This is a genomic window from Ruegeria sp. BF8, assembly GCF_056538625.1.
Map to the genome: position 1 here is coordinate 104,663 of NZ_JBQFTL010000006.1, position 18,880 is coordinate 123,542.

Here is an 18,880-nt window from a genome sequence, read left to right on the forward strand (position 1 = left end):
CGTCAGCCACCCAATGAGCGCAACAAGCTGACCGAGGGCACGCCTGTAACGGGCAGGCCCTTGGCTTGCTGATACGCGGTGATGGCCGCGGTGGTGTTCTTGCCGATCACCCCATCAGCGCCTTGCGTGTCATACCCGGCAGCCGTCAGACGCCGCTGCAACTCTTTGCGATCTTCCAGCGTCAGGCCGGTTTCGTCCGGCCCGAATGACGCCTGAAAGGGTGCGCCACCGGCGATCCGATCGGACAGGTGCCCGACCCCGATCGCGTAGCTGTCCGAGTTGTTGTAGCGTTTGATCACCTGGAAATTGCGGAACACCGCTATGCGCGGCCCGGGTTTCTGCGGCTGCAGAATTGCAACCGGTGTGCCCGAATTCGCCGCTGCAGATCCGACCTCACCCCCCCAAGGCTGGCCCCGCACCCAACCCGCCCGTGACAGGTAGGCAGCTGTCGAAGCCAGCGAGTCCGTCGGATCGTCGGACCAGATGTCGCGTCGGCCGTCTCCGGTGAAATCCACTGCGTAAGCCAGATACGAGGTCGGGATGAATTGCGTATGCCCCATGGCGCCGGCCCAGCTGCCGGTCATGTTCGCCGGCGACGTGTCACCGTTCTGAAGGATCTTCAACGCCGCAATCAGCTGGCTTTCGAAGAACGCCCCGCGACGCCCGTCATAGGCCAGCGTGGAAAGGGCCGAAATCACGGGCACATCGCCCCGCCGCTGCCCATAGCGGCTTTCCAGCCCCCAGACCGCCACCACAACCTCTTTGTCCACGCCATAGCGCGACTCAATCTGCGTGAGGGTGGCGTTGTGGCGTTGCAGCATCTGCTTGCCGGTACTGATCCGCTCGTCTGACGCGGCAATGGCCAGATAGTCTTCGAGCGAGCGCTTGAATTCGACCTGGTTGCGGTCGCGTTCGATCACATCTGGCAGGTAACCGGCCCCCTGAAACGCCCGGTCGATCGTCGCTTGCGAAATACCCTGCCCTGCCGCGCGCGCCTTGAAACTTGCAACCCAAGAATCCCAGCCGGCATTGGGCACTGCCCGCATTCGCGACGCGGTTGTTCCGGTAGGCGCGGACCCGCCCGCGCAGGCGCTCAGGAAACCTGCACCGAGGCCCAGTGAGAATGTCCGTCGATTGATCATGGCTGAAATCTGCTCTTGTTTGTTGTTGGCAGCAGCGTAGCGCAGCAAATGCCTTGAGGCTAGCTTCGCAACCGCCGCCCGTTTGGATTTCACACTTTGAGCAAAGGCCCGCTCAGCTGACCAGCAAGCGCAGACCCTGGGTCACATCCGATCGCACCGCCAACCGCAAACCCGGTTCGTCCCCCGCCTTCAGAGCGGCGATGATCAGCTTGTGGTAATGCGGCGGCTCGGTCCGTCGCAGGCGGCCATAAAGAGCCCGCATGGTCGGACCAAGCTGCAGCCAGACTGTTTCGGCCATCGCAAGCATGGCCGGAGCCTGCGCCCGCAGATAAAGCGTGCGGTGAAACTCGAGGTTCGTTCGGATGTAGCCGACCGCATCGCGCTTGGTCACCATTTCGGCCACGGTCATGTTGATGCTCTGCAACCGGTCGATCAGAGCCATATGCGCCCGAGGCAGCGCACGGCTGGCCAGCTCGACCTCCAGCAGGGCCCGCAGCGCGGCCAATTCTTCGATCCGGTCGTTGCTGAGTTCGGGCGTGGAAACCCGACCCGAGTTGGACAGAAACAGCGCCCCTTCGGCGGCCAGACGGCGAACGGCTTCGCGCGCCGGCGTCATGGACACGCCGAACTCCTTGCCGATGCCGCGCAGCGTCAGCGCCTGACCGGGCGGGATTTCTCCATGCATGATTCGAGACCGCAGGGCGCGGTATACCTGATCATGGGTCGCGATCTGGGAGTCGGAGCTGCGGGTGGTCAACATCCCCTCATGTGATCACAAATCCCCGCGACGTCAACCGGCGGGCGCATCGAACCTGTAACGGTGCAGTTCGGCCCCATTGTCGCGCAGCCAGTGCCGGGCCGCTTTGTACGGCCCGAACAGGCGCTCGACCTGCGCCCAGAACGCCGCCGAATGGTTCATCTCGGCCAGATGCGCGACCTCATGAGCGGCGACATAGTGCAGGATTTCGGGGGGCGCCAGGATCAGCCGCCACGAAAACATCAACCCTCCCGCTGCACTGCACGACCCCCACCGCGACCGTGTATCGCGCATCGTCAGACTGGAGTAGCCCCGCCCCAGCATGGCCGCGTAGTCGTCGCAGGCTTCGGTCAGGCGATCACGCGCCAGCTCTTTCAAAAAGCGGGCGAGGCGCCGCGCCTCGGCCCCTTCGGGCACCGCAACCTGATCGGCGTGCAAACTGACCCGGCGCCCCTCCGCCGGCACGATTCGCCTAGGCACACCTTCGACCGGCAAGGTTTCCCCGAAGCCGACTGACGCCGGAACGGGCCGCGCGCCCAGATGCTGGCGGATCCAGTCCTCCTTTGAGCGCGCAAAGCCGATCGCCTCGGATTCGGACACAGCCTGCGGATAAGTCAACGTAACCCGGCCATCCAACTGGGAAATCCGCAAGCTTATGCGGCGTGCCCGCGCCGATTTGCGCAAGGTCAGCGCAACGGGAGGCTGTCCGGGCAATGAATGTCGCCCCATGGTGCGATCTCCTTGGCGCAAAGGCTTTGACAGTACCCGCCGCATGTGGCAGGTGACCTGAATCGTTGATACGACTCACCTGATATCAAGGGGAATTGACATGCCCAAGGAAGAATGGGGCGTAAAGCGCGTTTGTCCGACCACTGGCAAACGGTTTTACGACCTGAACAAGGACCCGATCATCAGCCCCTACACCGGCGAGATCGTGGAATTGGAAACCGGCAAAAGCCGGATGATCGCAGCCGACGCCGAAGATGCAGCGTCGGTCAAGGCGCGCGAAGCCTCGTCCGATGACGAACTGCTGGACGATGATGACGCAGTCGATGTCGATCTGGACGACGATCTGCTTGAGGACGACGACGAGGACAACGTCTCGTTGGACGACATCACCGACGTCGCGTCGGAAGACGAAGACTCGTGATCCGGCCGGGGCGGCGCAGGCTGCCCCGCGCCCCGATGCGCCCCGTGCGCCGCGCATCTTTTTTCACCGAATCCGATTTTTTGGTCTTGCACTCGCGCACGTCGTTTCATAAACGTCCGTCCACCGCACAGGCGGTACCGGAAAGGGGCCTTAGCTCAGTTGGGAGAGCGCTTGCATGGCATGCAAGAGGTCAGGGGTTCGACTCCCCTAGGCTCCACCAAATCCCCTTCCATCGCATCCAGATCGCCCCCCCGGGCTAAATCTGCGCCGTTCCGATGCCCGTGGTTCTTTCCAGTATGTCCACGCCCTGCTGTTTCCAGAAATGCAAAAGGTCGATGAAAATCCAGTTCTCGGCCAGTTTCTCGCCTGCGCGGCGGTAGATGTCGATAACCCGAAACTCACCGGGCGTTTGGGTCGCGGGCATGCCCATGAACCCTCCGGTCGGAACAGCCGTGAAGTTCGGCCAGCCGAAAAACCCGCCGTAGTGACCTTCGGCCAGCCGGCAGACATGTTTGGTCTTTGACCGCTCGGCGAATGCCGCGCGGAAGGGACCGGCGTGTTGCTTGCCATACCGTTCAATCGTGTAGGTGGCGCCAATTCCCTCGGGCCCCCACCAGATCATGTCGTCATGCCAGGTGCGGCTTAGCTCTTCGCTCAGGGTCAGGCCACTTTTCCACTGGCCCAGGTCGGAAATCATGGCGTTGATCAGCGCCAGAGTCTGCTCCCCTTCTTTGGCGGGTTGATCCGTGCCAAGGATACCGTCGTGTGTCTGGGGCCCGGGCTGTACAAGATGGGCTGCGGTTTGGGGCGGAAACGGGTTCTGACCAGCCTGCACCATCAGATGCGGGATATCGAAATACATCGCGGTCTCGACGATCTTGCCGTCTTGCACCTTGTTGAACTCGCAATAGCGCAGGAATGCCATTTTGCCTGTCGGTCGAATGCCCAACCAGGAGTGGTCGAACAGACCCATCAGATGGCCCATGGAAACCACCCAGACCTCGCGCTCGTCGGTCAGCGAGTTGCACCCCGCGAAGAATATGTCCTGACGCCGCTGCATGCGTTTGAGGCTGGTTCGCAGCGGGCCCCAGAAGTTTTCCGCTACGTCGTGGACGCCCGAAATCTGACCGAACGGATGAAAGCCGCGCCACAGCAGATTCGGCGCACAGAATCGCCCCATGACATCTGCCAGCTTGTCGTTGGTGGCCAACTGCAGGTCCTCATAGAACGCCTTCACCAGATCTTTCTCTTTTTGAAAGCTCATCTGTTTTTCATTGTTTTGCAGCATCTTGCGCCTGTTATTGCCTAGGGGTGAATCACTGATTGCCGGCATATTTGCATACGTATGCAAAAATGTCTTGCCAGAATTGGTAAACCAAGAATACCCTTTTGCAAACGTATGCAAAACGATTCCTTCCCGGGGGGCTTCATGGCGGAAATTCAACTGCGCAATGTCGGCAAGCGATGGGGATCGTTTGTTGGGGTTCACAACTTCGATCTGACGATTGCCGATCGCGAGTTTCTGGTTCTGCTTGGCCCGTCCGGCTGCGGCAAGACCACGACTATGCGCATGATCGCGGGGCTTGAGGACGTGACCGAGGGCGACATCCTGATCGATGGCAAGGTGGTCAACGATCTTGAGCCTAAGGACCGCGACGTGGCGATGGTGTTCCAGAGCTATGCCCTCTACCCCAACATGAACGTCTATGAAAATATCCGCTTCCCGCTGAAGGTCCGCGGGATCGACCCCGCAACCCATGACGAAAAGGTGCGCCGCGCCAGCGCCATGGTCGAGCTGGACGATTTTCTCCATCGCAAACCCGCTGAACTGTCGGGCGGTCAGCGCCAGCGGGTCGCCTTGGCCCGCGCGATCGTGCGCGAACCGAACGTGTTCCTGATGGATGAGCCGCTGTCCAACCTGGACGCCAAGCTGCGTGTATCCACCCGCGCGCAGATCAAGAATCTCAGCCACGAACTGGCCGTCACCACGATCTATGTCACCCATGACCAGATCGAGGCCATGACGCTGGCCGACCGCGTTGTGGTGATGAAAAAGGGAATCGTGCAACAGGTCGGCAGCCCGACCGAGATTTACGACCGCCCGGCCAACACTTTCGTCGCCAGTTTCATCGGCTCGCCCGCCATGAACCTGATGGATGGTCAGGTCGAGGGCGGCGTTTTCCGGACCACGGGTGTCGAAATCCCGGGGGTGGACGTTGCTGATGGCCCGCTGACCTTGGGGTTCCGCGCCGAGGATGCGACACTGGCCGAAGGTCAGGGCCAGATCACTGCACCGATCTACACGCTCGAGCTGCTGGGTGACGCCACCATGATTTCGGTCCGGGTCGGCGGTGCACTGGTCTCGGTCAAAGCCGACAAAGCATTCCGCGCCGAAATAGGCGAGATGGTCTCGTTCTCGGTGCCGAAAGAAATCTGTCACCTGTTCGAAGCAGAGAGCGGTGCGCGGATCGGGGGCTGACCCCAACCAAAGCCCGAAAGGGCCAACCAACGGTCCGGACGTCGACGACGGACCGATCCTGACAGGGAGAAACGCATGAAACTCAAGACAATTCTGATGGCAGGCGCCATGACCATGGTGACCAGCACTGCATGGGCGGCGTGTTCGTTCGAGAACACCGTTCCGCTCAAATCATTGTCCGCCGGGTTCGAAGCCTGGAAGGCCGTCACCGACGCGATGGCCGAGTGCGGCAATTTCGGCGCATCGCTGGACCAGGAGTTCCGCGAGAAGCAGCCCGAAGCCTTTGCGGCGGATCCGGCTCTGTACCAGATCGGCGGCGTGTCGAATGCAACGCTGGTGCCGCTGCTGAACGCGGGCACCATTCGTCCGCTTGATGATCTGGTCGCGAAATATGGCCAGGACCTGCTGCCGAACCAGCTGATCAAGGTGGACGGCCAAACCATGGCCATCGCCATGATGGTGAACGCCCAGCACCTGATGTACCGCAGCGACGTTCTGGCCGATCTGGGGATCGACGAGCCCAAGACCTATGATGATGTTCTGGCCGCTGCAGCCAAGATCAAAGAGGCCGGCGTCATGGATTACCCCATCGGCGGCACCTTCAAGACCGGCTGGAACCTGGGTCAGGAATTCGTGAACATGTATCTGGGCGAAGGCGGTGAGTTCTTTGCTGACGGCAACATGCCTGCGATCAACAACGATCAGGGCGTGAAGGCTCTGGAGACGCTCAAGGCCATGACCGAATACATGGACCCTGAGTATCTGGTGTCGGATTCCACATACGTTCAGCAGCAGTTCCAACAGGGCAAGATCGCCATGGCCAACCTGTGGGCCAGCCGCGCGGCCGCAATGAACGATGAGGCCGAAAGCCAGGTCGTCGGCAAGGTCGTCATGGCGGCCGCTCCGATGGGCTCGGCCGCTCCGGCAACCACGATCTGGTGGGACGGCATCGTTCTTGCCTCGAACATGAGCGACGAAGAAGCCGATGCCGCGTTCCGCGTGGCGCTGGAAGGCATGGATGCGGAAATGGTCGAGGCCAACAACAACGCCGCCGTCTGGCTGAACCCGGCCTACAAGCCCGGTGATCTGGCCGCAGGTGCAGCCGCTTCGGCAGAAGCCGGCGCCAAAGCCTATCCCGCATCTGGCCCGATGGGGATCATGCACACAGCGCTTGGCAATGGCCTGGCCGATTATCTGACCGGCGCCAAGGACGCACAGACCACGCTGGCAGACATCGAGGCGGACTATCTGACCGCCGCGAAAGAGGCCGGACTGGTCAACAACTGATCCTGCCGCGGGAGGGCCTCGACCCTCCCGCACCCAATCCAACGAGAACCATGAGAAAGGCAGAGCCATGAATTTCCGGACATTTGCCGCCTTTGTCGGCCCCTCTGTCTTTATGATGCTTCTCTTTATCGCTTTCCCGCTGGTCAGCGTGTTCAAGCAGAGTTTCTACGTCACCCAGCCCATCTATGAGACGGTCGAGGTCGAGACCTGCACGCCGGGCTTCCTGACCCAGACCTGCGTGACCGAGGAAAAGTCCATTCCGAGGCTGGACGAAGAGGGCGAGATCATCACGCAGACCCAGTTTGTCGGGCTGGAAAGCTATCGCAACGTGCTGGAGCCTGAACGCGCCTGGCGCGCGATCAGCGAAGGCAGCTGGAGCGTGCTGTCCACGATCAATTTCTGGAAGGCGCTGCGCTTTACGTTGACCTTTACCTTGATCACTCTGCCCTTGGTGATCGGTACCGGGCTGCTGATCGCCATCGTGATCAACAATGCTGCATCGGCAATACGTGGTCCGGTGATCTTCGTGTCGCTCCTGCCCTTCATCATCACGCCGGTCATCGGGGCCCTTTCGATCAACTGGCTGTTTCGCGGCGACGGTATCCTCACGGCCCTGCTGGAATGGTGGCTGAACCGCGACATCGCGCTGTTCGCGCAGGCCTGGACGATCGAGTTGCTGATGATGCTGTACCGCGTCTGGCATGTCGCACCTTTTGCCGCGATCGTGTTCTACGCCGGTCTTCAGACCGTGAACCAGGACAGCCTTGAAAGCGCGGTGATCGACGGCGCAAGCCGCTGGCAGCGCCTGAAATACATCGTCATCCCGCACCTGATGCCGCTGATTATCTTCGTGTCGATGATCCATCTGATGGACTCCTACCGGGTGTTCGAAGAAATCGTCGGCTTCTCAAGCCAGGGCTACGTCATCTCGCTGCAATGGCTGACCTACGACTTCCTCGTGCCGGATCAGGCGGGCAACCGTTCGATCAGTCGGGCTTCGGCCAGCGCCATGCTGACCATGGTCGGCATCGTCATCCTTCTCATCGCACCGCTGCGCCGGACATGGCGCGACCACAAAGGAGGTCACTGATATGTCCTCGCGCGCCCTTCGCCAACCGCTCGGCCTGCGCCTGTCGTCGAACCTGTTTCTGGCGTTCTGGTGCCTCGTGGCGGCCTTCCCGATCTTCTGGATCGCGGTGATGAGCTTCAAATCACCCGTGGACGCATTCGACAGCAACGCGCTGAACGTGATCTTCGGTCCAGCGACTCTTGCGACCGGGGAAGGCCTTTCCATCCTCGACATCATCCTCGGCATCGTGACCATCTGGGTCGCGGTGATTGCGACGACCAAGACACTGCCCTCGATGGTCAGGACCTACACCAAGCCGGGTCAGGCCTGGTTCGGCTGGATCATCGGCGGTTTGGCCTTGGTGATGGGTTTTCTGTTGGTGTTTTTCGTGATCTTGCCGGCCGTTCTGAACGTGTTGAACCCACTGTTCGGCCCGCTGGGGCGGGACGTGGTTGGTCTGACGACCGAGCACTACAAGACCGTCTGGATCGACCGCGGCTTTTCCAACAACTTCAAGAACTCGCTGATCGTTACCGCGGGCGTCGTGACCGTGTCGCTGACCGTGGGCACGCTGGCGGGTTATGGGCTGGCGCGGTCGGGCTCGACGCTAGCGTTCTGGATCCTGATTGTCGCGTTGGTGTTTCGCGCGCTGCCGCACTCGGTTCTGGTGGCGGGCTATCTGCCCGTCTTCATCAACTCGGCCGAATGGCTGCGCCCGATCCTGGGGGAAAACGCGCCCACGCTGTACGGCAAGCCCTTTGCCGTGATCGCGGTTCTGGTGGCGATCAACCAGCCCTTTACCATCTGGATGCTGCGGTCGTTCTTCCAAAACATCCCGGCCGAGCTGGACGAAGCCGCGCGCGTGGATGGCTGCAACCACTTCCAGGCCTTCCGTCGGGTGATCATGCCCGTGATGTGGCCGGGTGTCATCACCACCGGGCTGTTCAGCTTCCTGCTGGCCTACAACGACTTTCTGGTGACCTCGCTGCTGCTGGACGCGCAGAACCAGACCATGGTTCCGGCCATCGCCGGCATGTTCAACCGCGAAACCACCACCACCGACCAGGTCGTCGCCGTGGCCGCCGCCGTGTCGATCACCGCGCCGCTGTTCTTCCTGGTCATGATCTTCCAACGCCAGATCGTCAGCGGCCTGACCGCCGGCGCGGTCAAAGGCTGATGAGCCGCCGGTTCCGCCATAACGCCCTGACGCGCCATCCGGCGCTGAACAGGTTGCCCAGGGATTTTCCCGGATTTGGGGGCATGTCCCCCCGATCCCCAATCCCTGACAACCTGACAAGGACAAGACGATGAAAGGTTCCCGACCTGAACAAGCGGTTCTGACCCGCGACACTGACCTGACCAAGACCGAAGACACGCGCCGCGTGATCGAATCCATGGTCGACGGCCTGAATGACCACCGCATCAACGACATCGGCGAGTTCTTCGCCGAAGGATTCCGCTGGATGGGCAACCAGGGCTGCGGCACGAAGAACGGTCTGCACGAGTTTCAGGACAACTGGCAGCGCCCCTTCCAAGCCGCGTTTTCCGACAAGGTCTGCATCGACGAGGCGCGGCTTTACATGGGCGAATGGGCCGCGGCCTTCGGCCGGCAGGAGGCGACCCATTCGGGTGAATTCCTGGGCATCCCGCCCACCGGCAAGCGGGTCGAGATCCGCTACATGGATTTCTGGAAAGTGGTCGATGGCAAGATCGTCGACAACTGGGTGAACGTCGATTTCGCCCATGTGGCCGCGCAGCTGGGCGTCGACCTGTTCCAGGGCCACGGCTGGGAAGCATATGACCGGGGCGAGAAAACTCCGTCCCGCCCCGACAACTGAGGATCAAGACAATGGCAATCGAGTATCTCAAACGCGGCAAGTCCGACGCAGACCGGGCCGAGGATGACGCCAAGACCCGCGCCGTGGTCGAGGCGACCCTGAAGGACATCGAAACCCGTGGCGACGCCGCGGTGCGCGAGCTGAGCGAGAAGTTCGACAACTATTCGCCCGCCTCGTTCCGCCTGTCGCAACAGGAGATCGACGACCTGATCGCTCAGTTGTCAGACCGCGAGCTGGCCGACATCAAGTTCGCGCAGGAGCAGGTGATGAAATTTGCCCGCGCGCAACGCGCCTCGATGACCGATATCGAGGTCGAGACCCTGCCGGGCGTGATCCTGGGCCACAAGAACATCCCCGTGCAGTCGGTGGGCTGCTATGTGCCCGGCGGCAAGTTCCCGATGGTGGCCTCGGCCCACATGTCCGTGGCCACGGCCAGCGTTGCGGGTGTGCCGCGCATCATCGCCTGCACCCCTCCGTTTCAGGGCAAGCCGAACCCGGCGGTGATCACCGCCATGCATTTGGGTGGCGCGCACGAGATCTATGTCATGGGTGGCATCCAGGCGATCGGCGCCATGGCTCTGGGGACCGAAACGATCGACCCGGTGCACATGCTGGTTGGCCCCGGCAATGCCTTCGTGGCCGAGGCCAAGCGCCAGCTGTTCGGCCGCGTCGGCATCGACCTGTTCGCCGGCCCGACCGAAACCATGGTGATCGCCGACGAAACCGTCGACGCCGAGATCTGCGCCACCGACCTGCTGGGGCAGGCCGAACACGGCTACAACTCGCCCGCGGTTCTGGTCACCAACTCGCGCAAGCTGGCCGAGGAGACCCTGTCCGAGATCGACCGCCTGCTGGGCATCCTGCCGACGGCCGACACCGCGCGGGTCAGCTGGCAGGACTATGGCGAGGTGATCCTGTGCGACAGCTATGACGAGATGCTGCAGGTCGCCGACGAGATCGCCTCGGAGCATGTTCAGGTCATGACCGACCGCGATGACTGGTTTCTGGAGAACATGACCTGCTATGGCGCGCTGTTCCTGGGGCCGCGCACCAACGTATCGAATGGTGACAAGGTGATCGGGACCAACCACACGCTGCCCACCAAGAAGGCCGGGCGTTATACCGGCGGGTTGTGGGTGGGCAAATTCCTGAAGACCCACAGCTATCAGAAGATTCTGACCGACGAGGCGGCAACTCTGATCGGCGAGTACGGCTCGCGCCTGTGTCTGCTGGAAGGGTTCGTGGGCCATGCTGAACAATGCAACGTGCGGGTGCGCCGCTATGGCGGCATCAACGTGCCTTATGGCGCACCGGCCCCATACCGGGATGCGGCCGAATGAGTGACAGGCACACGCAGCACAAGGCGCTGATCGCGCCGCTTCGGGCGGCGATGTATGATTTCGACGAACCCGGCGTGCGGGAAGCACTGGCGCAGGTGACCGCGCCCGACGCCCTGTTCCGCCTGTGCCACCCCTTCGGTGACAGCACCGGCAGCGAGGCGTTTTACGATCGGGCCTACAAAGGCCTGCTGGATGCCTGGCCGGACCTCGAGCGGCGCGACTATATCGTGATGGCCGGGCCGGACGAGTTCGACGCCGACTGGGTCGGCTGCGGCGGCTACTACACCGGCACCTTCACCGGTCCGTGGCTGGACATCCCGCCCACCGGCCACCAGGTCACCATGCGGTTTCACGAGTTCTACCGGTTCGAGAACGGCCGGATCGTCGAGATGCAGGCCCTGTGGGACATCCCCGAGGTGATGATGCAGGCCCGTGCCTGGCCGATGGCGCCCAGCCTGGGCCGCGAATGGCATGTTCCGGGCCCGGCCACGCAGGACGGTCTGGTGCCGGGGCCCTATGACGCCGACAAGGGCCGCGCCACCTGCCAGCACATAATCGACATGCTGGAACATCTGAAAAAGCACCCCTCGCAGGGCGGCCCCGAAGTGATGGAGATGGAGCGGTTCTGGCATCCGCGCATGAACTGGTACGGGCCTTCGGGCATCGGCACCGGGCGCGGCTATGCCGGGTTCCGCAACTGGCACCAGATCCCGTTCCTGAACGGGATGCCGGATCGCGGGCAATATGTCGATGACATCACCTATCATTTCTTCGGCGATGGCGAATACGCGGCAGTGACCGGCTGGCCCAACATGATCCAGACCGTCACCCATGACGGGTGGATGGGCATCGCGCCTTCGGGCAAGCGGATCACCATGCGCAGCCTCGATTTCTGGCGGCTGGAGAACGGACGGATCCGCGAAAACTGGGTTCTGGTCGATCTTTTGGACGCCTATGCGCAGCTTGGCGTTGACGTCTTTGCCCGCCTGCGGGAATTCAACAAGGCCCGGAACCTGGGCCGCACTGAAATCCCGGATGGAATGAGCTGATGACCCAACTGCCCCGCACCCCTTCGTTCTCGCTGAGCGGCAAGACCGCGTTGGTCACCGGCGCGTCTTCGGGTATCGGATTGGGCTGTGCTGTCGCCCTGGCCGAGGCCGGGGCGCATGTGGTCTGCGCCGCGCGCGGGGCCGAGCGGTTGAACGAAGCGGTGTCCGCCCTGCAGGCGCAGGGCTGGTCGGCCGAGGGGCGGGTGCTGGATCAGGGCGACCTTACCGCGTTGCATGCGCTGTTTAACGGCCGGGTCTTTGACGTGGTGGTGAACTCGGCCGGGACCGCGCGGCACGGGCCGGCGGTCGAAACCGCGCCCGAGGATTTCGACGCGGTCACGAGTGTCAACCTGCGCTCGGCCTATTTCTTGTCGGCCTACGCGGCCAAGGCGCTGATGGCGGCCGGGCGGCCCGGTTCGATCATCCATATCTCCAGCCAGATGGGCCATGTCGGCGGCATCGACCGGGCGCTGTACTGTGCGACCAAGCACGGGCTGGAAGGCATGGTCAAGGCGATGGCGATCGAATGGGGCAAGCAGGGCGTGCGCATCAACACGGTCTGCCCGACTTTCATCCGAACCCCGCTGACGCAAGCGACCTTCGACAACCCTGAACGCGCGGCCTGGATCATGGACAAGATCAAGCTGAACCGTGTGGGCGAGGTCGAGGATATCATGGGCGCGGTCCTCTATCTTGCGTCCGACGCCTCGGGGCTGGTCACCGGCACGTCGATGCTGATCGACGGCGGATGGACGGCGGACTGATGGCGGACAAGGTCACATCGCTTCAGGTCGCGCAACTGGCCGGCGTCAGCCAGTCGGCGGTCAGTCGGGTGTTCACCCCCGGCGCCTCGGTCAGCAAGAAGACCGAGGAAAAGGTACGCAAGGCGGCGGCCGAATTGGGCTATCGTCCCAACGTGCTGGCGCGGGCGATGGTGTCGGGCAAAAGCCGGATCATCGGCCTGGTGGTCGGCTATCTGGACAACTACTTCTATCCCGAAGCGTTGGAGAAACTGTCCAACCGCCTGCAGGAGCATGGCTATCACGTGCTCATCTTCATGGCCTCGCGCTCGGCGGGGAACATCGACGACGTGATGGAGGAAATCCTGGATTATCAGGTGGACGGGGTCATTCTGGCCTCGGTGCCGATGTCGTCGGATATCGCTACCCGTTGCCAGCAAGCGGGCGTTCCGGTGGTGCTGTTCAACCGAAGCCAGGATCTTGAGGGTATCACCACCGTCACCTCGGACAACTATGCCGGCGGCCGCAAGGTGGCCGAGTTCCTGCTGGCGGGCGGGCACCAACGCATCGCCTATATCGCGGGTTGGCAGGGTGCCTCGACCCAACGCGACCGCGAGGCTGGTTTCCTTGCCGCACTGCGCGACGCCGGGGGCGATCTTTTTGCACATGGGATCGGCGAGTTTCACACCGAAAATGCCCGTGCGGCGGCCCGAACCATGTTCGACGTGGCACCCGAACGCCGACCTGACGCTGTATTCGTCGCCAACGATCATATGGCTTTGGCGGTCATGGATGTTCTGCGCTTTGAGCTGGGCCTGCGCATCCCCGAAGACGTCTCGGTCGTGGGGTATGACGATGTGCCCCCCGCCGGATGGCCCGCATACAATCTGACGACGATCCGGCAGCGGGCGAACCTGATGGTCGCTGAAACCGTTGCCGCGCTGCTGGATCACATCGAAGAGCCCAAGACTTCTGAACCCCGCAAGGTGGCAATTGACGGACCGCTGATCGTACGAACCTCGGCCCGGTTGCCCAAGGGATGGAACCCGAAAAGGACGAACACATGAAGGGATTTGACCCCAAATTCCGGGATTTTCCCGACTATATCATCGGCATCACCAAGGAAATCTGGGAAGATCGCGGGATCGCCACGCTGCATGAATATTACAGCGACGACATCGTTGTCCGTTCACCGGGTTCAGTCGTGCTGGGCAATCAAAACGTCATTGGCGCGACGATGGCGACCCTGGCCGAGTTTCCCGACCGGCAGCTTCTGGGCGAAGACGTGATCTGGTCGGGCACGCCCGAAGAGGGCATGCTGAGCTCCCACCGCATTATCTCGACCGCCACGCACCTTGCCGAAGGTGTCTATGGCAAACCAACCGGAACCAAGCTGCGGTACCGGATTCTGGCCGATTGCCATGCGATCGACAATCAGATCAACGATGAATGGCTGATCCGCGATCAGGGGGCTATCGTGCGCCAGATGGGCTGGGACCCCAAGGAATACGCAGCCGATCTGATCGCTCGCGAGGGCGGGCCGGAAAACTGCGTGAAACCTCTGACGCCCGAGATCGACCAGCCCGGCCCTTACAAGGGTCGAGGCAACGACAATGAATGGGGCCAGCGCTATGCCGATATTCTGACCCGGATCATGAACGCCGACATGGGAGCGATCGGGGCTGAATACGACCGTGCGGTGCAGTCGGAATATGTCGGCGGGGTCACCGGACACGGTTGGGACCCGGTCGACCGGTTCTGGATGGGATTGCGGGCCAGCTTCCCCAACGCCGAGTTCCGCATCGAGCACCAGATCGGCCGCGACGATCCCAACATGCCACCCCGTGCCGCACTGCGCTGGAGCCTGTGGGGCAAGCATGACGGCTGGGGGGTGTTTGGAGCCCCCACCGGAGCGCAGGTCTATGTTCTGGGCATCAGCCATGCCGAATTCGGTGAACTGATCAGTGGCCAGCCCAAGCTGCGCCGCGAATACACCCTGTTTGATGAAACCTCGGTCTGGAAGCAGATCCTTCTGCAGGGCACAGAGGTCTGAATGCTCGCTCCGGTCGAATATCGTGTTCTGGCCTGTGGCCTGCGCGAGACCGGTGCAAGCCGGCGCTTTCACCTATTCCGGCAAAGCCTTCGAGCGCGCCGCCTGAATTTGCGGCCTCCGGGAACGTGATCGAGCATCTGCCGACCATTCCCTCAAACGCATAATCCGGAACCAGTACCATGACACAATCAACCATCGCATCACGCATCGTCCGTTATGGAGAGCTCAAGCCGTGCAAGACGGCCTTCATTGATGCCCACACGCCGGGCAGCGATCAGAAAGAGAACTTTACCATCATCGGCGGCGGTGTTTCGGAGTCGCCGGATCAGCACGTTCATATTACCGACAAGATCGGCTTCAATATCGGGGCCGCCGGCCAGCCGCCCAAATGCCGCAACTCGCTGCACAGCCATACGACGGCCGAGGTCTTTTTTGTCGCCAAGGGCCGCTGGCGGTTTTTCTGGGGTCGCTATGGCACGGCGGGCGAGTTCATTGCCGAGGAAGGTGACATCTTCAACATTCCTACCGGCATTTTCCGCGGGTTCGAGAACGTGGGCGACGACTACGGGATGATCATGTCCATTCTGGGCGGTGACGATGCCGGCGGCGGCGTAACCTGGGCACCTCAGGTCATTGAAGACGCCCGGGCGCATGGGTTGATGCTGGGTGACAACGGCGTGCTCTACGATAGCAAGAAGGGCCAGGACCTCCCGCACAACGTCCGGCCTATGCCCTTGCTGACCGAGGAGCAGCTGAAATCCTATCCCGAAGTGCCGGTCGAGGCCGTGATCGGCAAATACGTGGCCCGCTACTGGGACCTGATGGCGCTGGCGGCCGACAAACCCGCCAAGGTGATCGGTGAAAACGGTCTGATCAAGGACAAGCCCGGCTTTGAGGTCGACTTCCTGACCCGTGGCTCTGGTGTTCAAGACCCCACCAAATCGGCCAAGCCCGTCGTGCTGATGCCGGCAAGCGGCCATTGGCGGGTCACCGTCGAGGATGTCGAAACCACGATTTCGGGCGGGGATACTGTGCTGGTGCTGCCCGGCGAAGCCTATACCATCACTCCATCCATGACCGGAACGGCCGGGTTGTACCGCATCACCGCGACCGACGATCCTGCTGGCGCAACCTGGACCGGCAACTGATCAAGAAAGGACCCCGCATGACAAAGATACTTACCACCCATGTGGGGTCTCTGCCCCGATCCCAGGAAGTTGTCGACTTCATCTTTACGCGCGAGCGGAATGAGCCCTATGACGCCGATGCGTTCGACAGTTGCATGACCAAGGCCGTGTCTGAAACGGTTCGGCGTCAGGTCGAGGCCGGTGTGGACATCGTCAGCGACGGAGAGACCTCAAAAATCTCGTACGCGACATACGTAAAGGACCGCTACACAGGTTTCTCGGGGGACAGTCCACGGAATGCCCCCGCGGACCTGAAGATGTTTCCCAGTTTTTTGCAACGTCTTGCCAACGAAGGGGGCACACCCCAATACGCCCGGCCGCAATGCACGGGCGACGTTCGCTCGAAAGGCCAAGACGAACTGAACAAGGATATCCGCAACCTCAAGCAGGCAATGGCTGAGCACGGAGTCGATCGTGGCTTCATGAACGCCGCCTCGCCCGGGGTGATTTCTCTGTTTCTGCAGAACGCCCACTACCCCAGCCGTGAAGCCTATTTGGCCGCGCTCGCGGATGCGATGAAGCAGGAATATGAAACGATCGTCGCAGCGGGACTGGATCTTCAGTTGGACTGCCCCGATCTGGCCCTTTCCCGGCACATGCTGTTCGCTGACCTTTCCGATGCCGAATTCATCGCGATCGCCGAGATGCATGTCGAAGCCCTGAACCACGCGCTGCAGAATGTCCCGCAGGATCGGGTCCGGGTGCATATCTGCTGGGGGAACTACGAAGGCCCGCATTGCTGCGACATTGCGATGGATCAGGTGTTCACGACCCTGATGGCAACCAAATCCCGCTATGTTCTGTTCGAAACGTCGAACCCGCGCCACGCCCATGAGTGGACCGTCTTCCGGGATCGCAAGAGCGAAATCCCGGACGACAAGATCCTTGTGCCCGGCGTCGTAGACACGACAACGAATTTCATCGAACACCCCGAGCTGGTGCGGCAACGCATCGAGCGGTTCACCAACATCGTCGGGCCGGATCGGGTCATCGCCGGGAGTGACTGCGGGTTTGGTACATTTGCCGGCTTCGGTGCGGTCGACCCGGACATCGCCTATGCCAAGCTGGCCTCCCTGGCCGAAGGTGCCAGATTGGCATCGGCATGACGCCCCTGGTTCTTCTTCCCGGAATGATGTGCGATGCCCGACTGTTCGGGCCGCAAATCGAGGCCCTGTCCGGACGGGTGCCGTTGATGACCCATCCGCTGAGCGCCCAGGACAGCGTCGAGGCAATGGCCGCCGATGTACTGAGCCACGCGCCGCCGATGTTTGCCCTTGCGGGACTTTCCATGGGCGGGATCGTTGCCATGGAGGTCCTGCGCCAGGCGCCAGAACGTGTTGAACGGCTGGCACTCCTGGACACGAACCCTCTGGCCGAAGCAAACGAGGTCAAAGCCCGGCGCGGTCCGCAGATGGAGGCCGTGCGCCAAGGTGGATTGCGGCAGGTCATGCGTGACGAGTTGAAGCCGAACTATCTGGCCGATGGCCCTCGGCAGGGCGCAATTCTTGACCTTTGCATGGCCATGGCAGCCGATCTGGGCCCCGAGGTCTTTCTTCGCCAGTCCATCGCACTCATGGGCCGCCCGGATCAAACGGACACCTTGTCCGCTTATCAAGGTCCAAGCCTCGTTCTATGCGGCGAGGATGACAGACTATGTCCGTTGGAGCGGCACGAACTGATGCACAAGCTTCTCGGAAACAGCACGCTGGAGGTCGTAATCGGTGCGGGGCACCTACCCACCCTCGAGCGACCCCAGGAAACCACAGCGGCGTTGCGCCGTTGGTTGGAGGTTCCATGACACCGTCCCTACTTGCCTTGCTACGCAAGGTCGACACACCCACAGTCTGCAACGCCATCGAGATGGCACAAGGCAAGCGCGGGTTTGACCAATTCACGCGTGGTACGATGTTCTGCTCGGCCCCGTCCGAGGGCGCAATCGTCGGATTTGCCCGTACAGCCAAGATCGCTGCGGTGCAGCCGCCCTCCGAAGCGCCAGAAGTCATCAGGCAGCGGCGAATGGACTATTACAGATACATGGCCGAGGCCCCGGCTCCCTCTGTTGCAGTGGTTGAGGATGTCGATTTCCCCTCTTGCATCGGCGCCTATTGGGGCGAAATCAATACGTCTGTGCACAAAGGGTTCGGAATGGCCGGCGCACTCACCAACGGGGTCATGCGGGACCTTGGTGACATGCAGCAAGGATTCCCGGTCATCGCCGGCTCTATCGGGCCCAGCCATGGTTTCGTTCACGTCCGAGAAATCGACACGCCTGTTTCGATCTTCGGCCTGACGGTCAATCCATCGGATCTTATCCATGCGGACCGGCATGGTGCTGTTGTCGTACCTGCTGATCTGATTGATCGGATCGAACACGCCATTCTGAAACTCTTTGAAACCGAACGAATAATTCTGAATGCGGCTTCTGAACCCGGCTTCAATTTCGAGAAATTTGAAGTCGCTTGGGCCGCATTTGAAAAAGCGCGCGTGTAAGGGTGTACGCAGTCTGACTGATCCCTGACGTGGATCGGCAGTTCGTTTGTCGGTCGTAGCCTACGTCTTGGGAGATCCGATCGCGCATTTTGCGTGTTTCTTTCCTTTTGTATGCCTTTTGTATGTCGGCGATTGTTGGGTTGGCGCGAAACGGGCGGTGGAGAACGAGCAAAGCCGCCCTTGGGCGGCTCGTTCGGTATTTTGATTTTGTGGATTTGGTTGCGGGAGCAGGATTTGAACCTGCGACCTTCAGGTTATGAGCCTGACGAGCTACCGGGCTGCTCCATCCCGCGACACTT

At 61.6% G+C, this 18,880-nt stretch carries 19 protein-coding genes and 2 tRNA genes; 16 read left to right on the forward strand and 5 right to left on the reverse strand.

Features of this window, described 5'->3' with window-relative positions; genetic code table 11:
* Positions 1 to 2: 2 nt before the first annotated feature.
* The 3 genes from ACR0LD_RS18065 to ACR0LD_RS18075 form a co-directional block, all read right to left on the reverse strand.
* The gene (locus ACR0LD_RS18065; protein WP_170361404.1) at positions 3 to 1,142 is read right to left on the reverse strand and encodes a lytic murein transglycosylase; all 1,140 of its coding nucleotides are present in this window, start codon (positions 1,140 to 1,142) and stop codon (positions 3 to 5) included.
* Between the two features lie 112 nt (positions 1,143 to 1,254).
* Entirely contained in the window at positions 1,255 to 1,902 is a 648-nt protein-coding gene (locus ACR0LD_RS18070; protein ID WP_093965127.1) for a GntR family transcriptional regulator, read from the reverse strand.
* Positions 1,903 to 1,932: 30 nt separating this feature from the next.
* Entirely contained in the window at positions 1,933 to 2,628 is a 696-nt protein-coding gene (locus tag ACR0LD_RS18075) for a M48 family metallopeptidase (RefSeq protein ID WP_244952479.1), read from the reverse strand.
* A gap of 100 nt (positions 2,629 to 2,728) precedes the next feature.
* On the opposite strand from ACR0LD_RS18075, the gene ACR0LD_RS18080 reads away from it, so the two are divergent.
* On the forward strand, positions 2,729 to 3,049 hold the full coding sequence (locus ACR0LD_RS18080) for a TIGR02300 family protein (protein ID WP_170342794.1): 321 nt from the start codon (positions 2,729 to 2,731) through the stop codon (positions 3,047 to 3,049).
* A 144-nt stretch (positions 3,050 to 3,193) separates the two neighbouring features.
* Positions 3,194 to 3,269: transfer RNA gene (locus tag ACR0LD_RS18085), tRNA-Ala, on the forward strand.
* Between the two features lie 36 nt (positions 3,270 to 3,305).
* Here the strand turns inward: ACR0LD_RS18085 and ACR0LD_RS18090 are convergent.
* On the reverse strand, positions 3,306 to 4,313 hold the full coding sequence (locus tag ACR0LD_RS18090) for an ester cyclase (protein WP_480638333.1): 1,008 nt from the start codon (positions 4,311 to 4,313) through the stop codon (positions 3,306 to 3,308).
* Positions 4,314 to 4,478: 165 nt separating this feature from the next.
* Here ACR0LD_RS18090 and ACR0LD_RS18095 point away from each other — a divergent pair, with 165 nt between their 5' ends.
* From ACR0LD_RS18095 to ACR0LD_RS18160, 14 genes are all read left to right on the forward strand, one after another.
* Entirely contained in the window at positions 4,479 to 5,528 is a 1,050-nt protein-coding gene (locus tag ACR0LD_RS18095) for an ABC transporter ATP-binding protein (RefSeq protein WP_170361386.1), read from the forward strand.
* Positions 5,529 to 5,603: 75 nt separating this feature from the next.
* Entirely contained in the window at positions 5,604 to 6,815 is a 1,212-nt protein-coding gene (locus tag ACR0LD_RS18100) for an ABC transporter substrate-binding protein (RefSeq protein ID WP_170361384.1), read from the forward strand.
* A 115-nt stretch (positions 6,816 to 6,930) separates the two neighbouring features.
* The gene (locus ACR0LD_RS18105; RefSeq protein WP_244952478.1) at positions 6,931 to 7,905 is read left to right on the forward strand and encodes a carbohydrate ABC transporter permease; all 975 of its coding nucleotides are present in this window, start codon (positions 6,931 to 6,933) and stop codon (positions 7,903 to 7,905) included.
* Position 7,906: 1 nt separating this feature from the next.
* Positions 7,907 to 9,061: a carbohydrate ABC transporter permease gene (locus ACR0LD_RS18110; protein ID WP_170361381.1), complete on the forward strand. Its 1,155-nt coding sequence runs from the start codon at positions 7,907 to 7,909 to the stop codon at positions 9,059 to 9,061.
* Positions 9,062 to 9,191: 130 nt separating this feature from the next.
* Positions 9,192 to 9,722, forward strand: coding sequence for an ester cyclase (locus ACR0LD_RS18115; RefSeq protein ID WP_480638336.1), 531 nt, complete (start codon positions 9,192 to 9,194; stop codon positions 9,720 to 9,722).
* A gap of 11 nt (positions 9,723 to 9,733) precedes the next feature.
* On the forward strand, positions 9,734 to 11,062 hold the full coding sequence (hisD, locus tag ACR0LD_RS18120) for a histidinol dehydrogenase (protein WP_480638337.1): 1,329 nt from the start codon (positions 9,734 to 9,736) through the stop codon (positions 11,060 to 11,062).
* On the forward strand, positions 11,059 to 12,111 hold the full coding sequence (locus ACR0LD_RS18125; RefSeq protein ID WP_480638338.1) for an ester cyclase: 1,053 nt from the start codon (positions 11,059 to 11,061) through the stop codon (positions 12,109 to 12,111). The genes hisD and ACR0LD_RS18125 overlap by 4 nt, the downstream gene beginning before the upstream one ends.
* Positions 12,111 to 12,875, forward strand: a complete 765-nt coding sequence (locus ACR0LD_RS18130) for an SDR family NAD(P)-dependent oxidoreductase (RefSeq protein WP_170367804.1) — start codon at positions 12,111 to 12,113, stop codon at positions 12,873 to 12,875. The genes ACR0LD_RS18125 and ACR0LD_RS18130 overlap by 1 nt, the downstream gene beginning before the upstream one ends.
* Positions 12,875 to 13,918, forward strand: coding sequence for a LacI family DNA-binding transcriptional regulator (locus tag ACR0LD_RS18135; protein WP_217358193.1), 1,044 nt, complete (start codon positions 12,875 to 12,877; stop codon positions 13,916 to 13,918). Before ACR0LD_RS18130 ends, ACR0LD_RS18135 begins: the two co-directional genes overlap by 1 nt.
* A complete protein-coding gene (locus ACR0LD_RS18140; protein ID WP_170407852.1) occupies positions 13,915 to 14,904 on the forward strand; it encodes a nuclear transport factor 2 family protein in 990 nt (329 codons plus the stop codon). Before ACR0LD_RS18135 ends, ACR0LD_RS18140 begins: the two co-directional genes overlap by 4 nt.
* Positions 14,905 to 15,083: 179 nt before the next feature.
* Positions 15,084 to 16,052 carry a cupin domain-containing protein gene (locus ACR0LD_RS18145; RefSeq protein ID WP_170439777.1) on the forward strand — a complete coding sequence of 323 codons (969 nt, stop codon included), beginning with the start codon at positions 15,084 to 15,086 and terminating at the stop codon, positions 16,050 to 16,052.
* Positions 16,053 to 16,069: 17 nt separating this feature from the next.
* On the forward strand, positions 16,070 to 17,197 hold the full coding sequence (locus tag ACR0LD_RS18150) for a cobalamin-independent methionine synthase II family protein (RefSeq protein ID WP_480638341.1): 1,128 nt from the start codon (positions 16,070 to 16,072) through the stop codon (positions 17,195 to 17,197).
* A complete protein-coding gene (locus ACR0LD_RS18155) occupies positions 17,194 to 17,889 on the forward strand; it encodes an alpha/beta fold hydrolase (protein ID WP_480638343.1) in 696 nt (231 codons plus the stop codon). The genes ACR0LD_RS18150 and ACR0LD_RS18155 overlap by 4 nt, the downstream gene beginning before the upstream one ends.
* Positions 17,886 to 18,581: an RraA family protein gene (locus tag ACR0LD_RS18160; RefSeq protein ID WP_170343340.1), complete on the forward strand. Its 696-nt coding sequence runs from the start codon at positions 17,886 to 17,888 to the stop codon at positions 18,579 to 18,581. Before ACR0LD_RS18155 ends, ACR0LD_RS18160 begins: the two co-directional genes overlap by 4 nt.
* A gap of 216 nt (positions 18,582 to 18,797) precedes the next feature.
* Here ACR0LD_RS18160 and ACR0LD_RS18165 read toward each other — a convergent pair.
* Positions 18,798 to 18,874, reverse strand: a tRNA-Met gene (locus ACR0LD_RS18165).
* Positions 18,875 to 18,880: the final 6 nt, after the last annotated feature.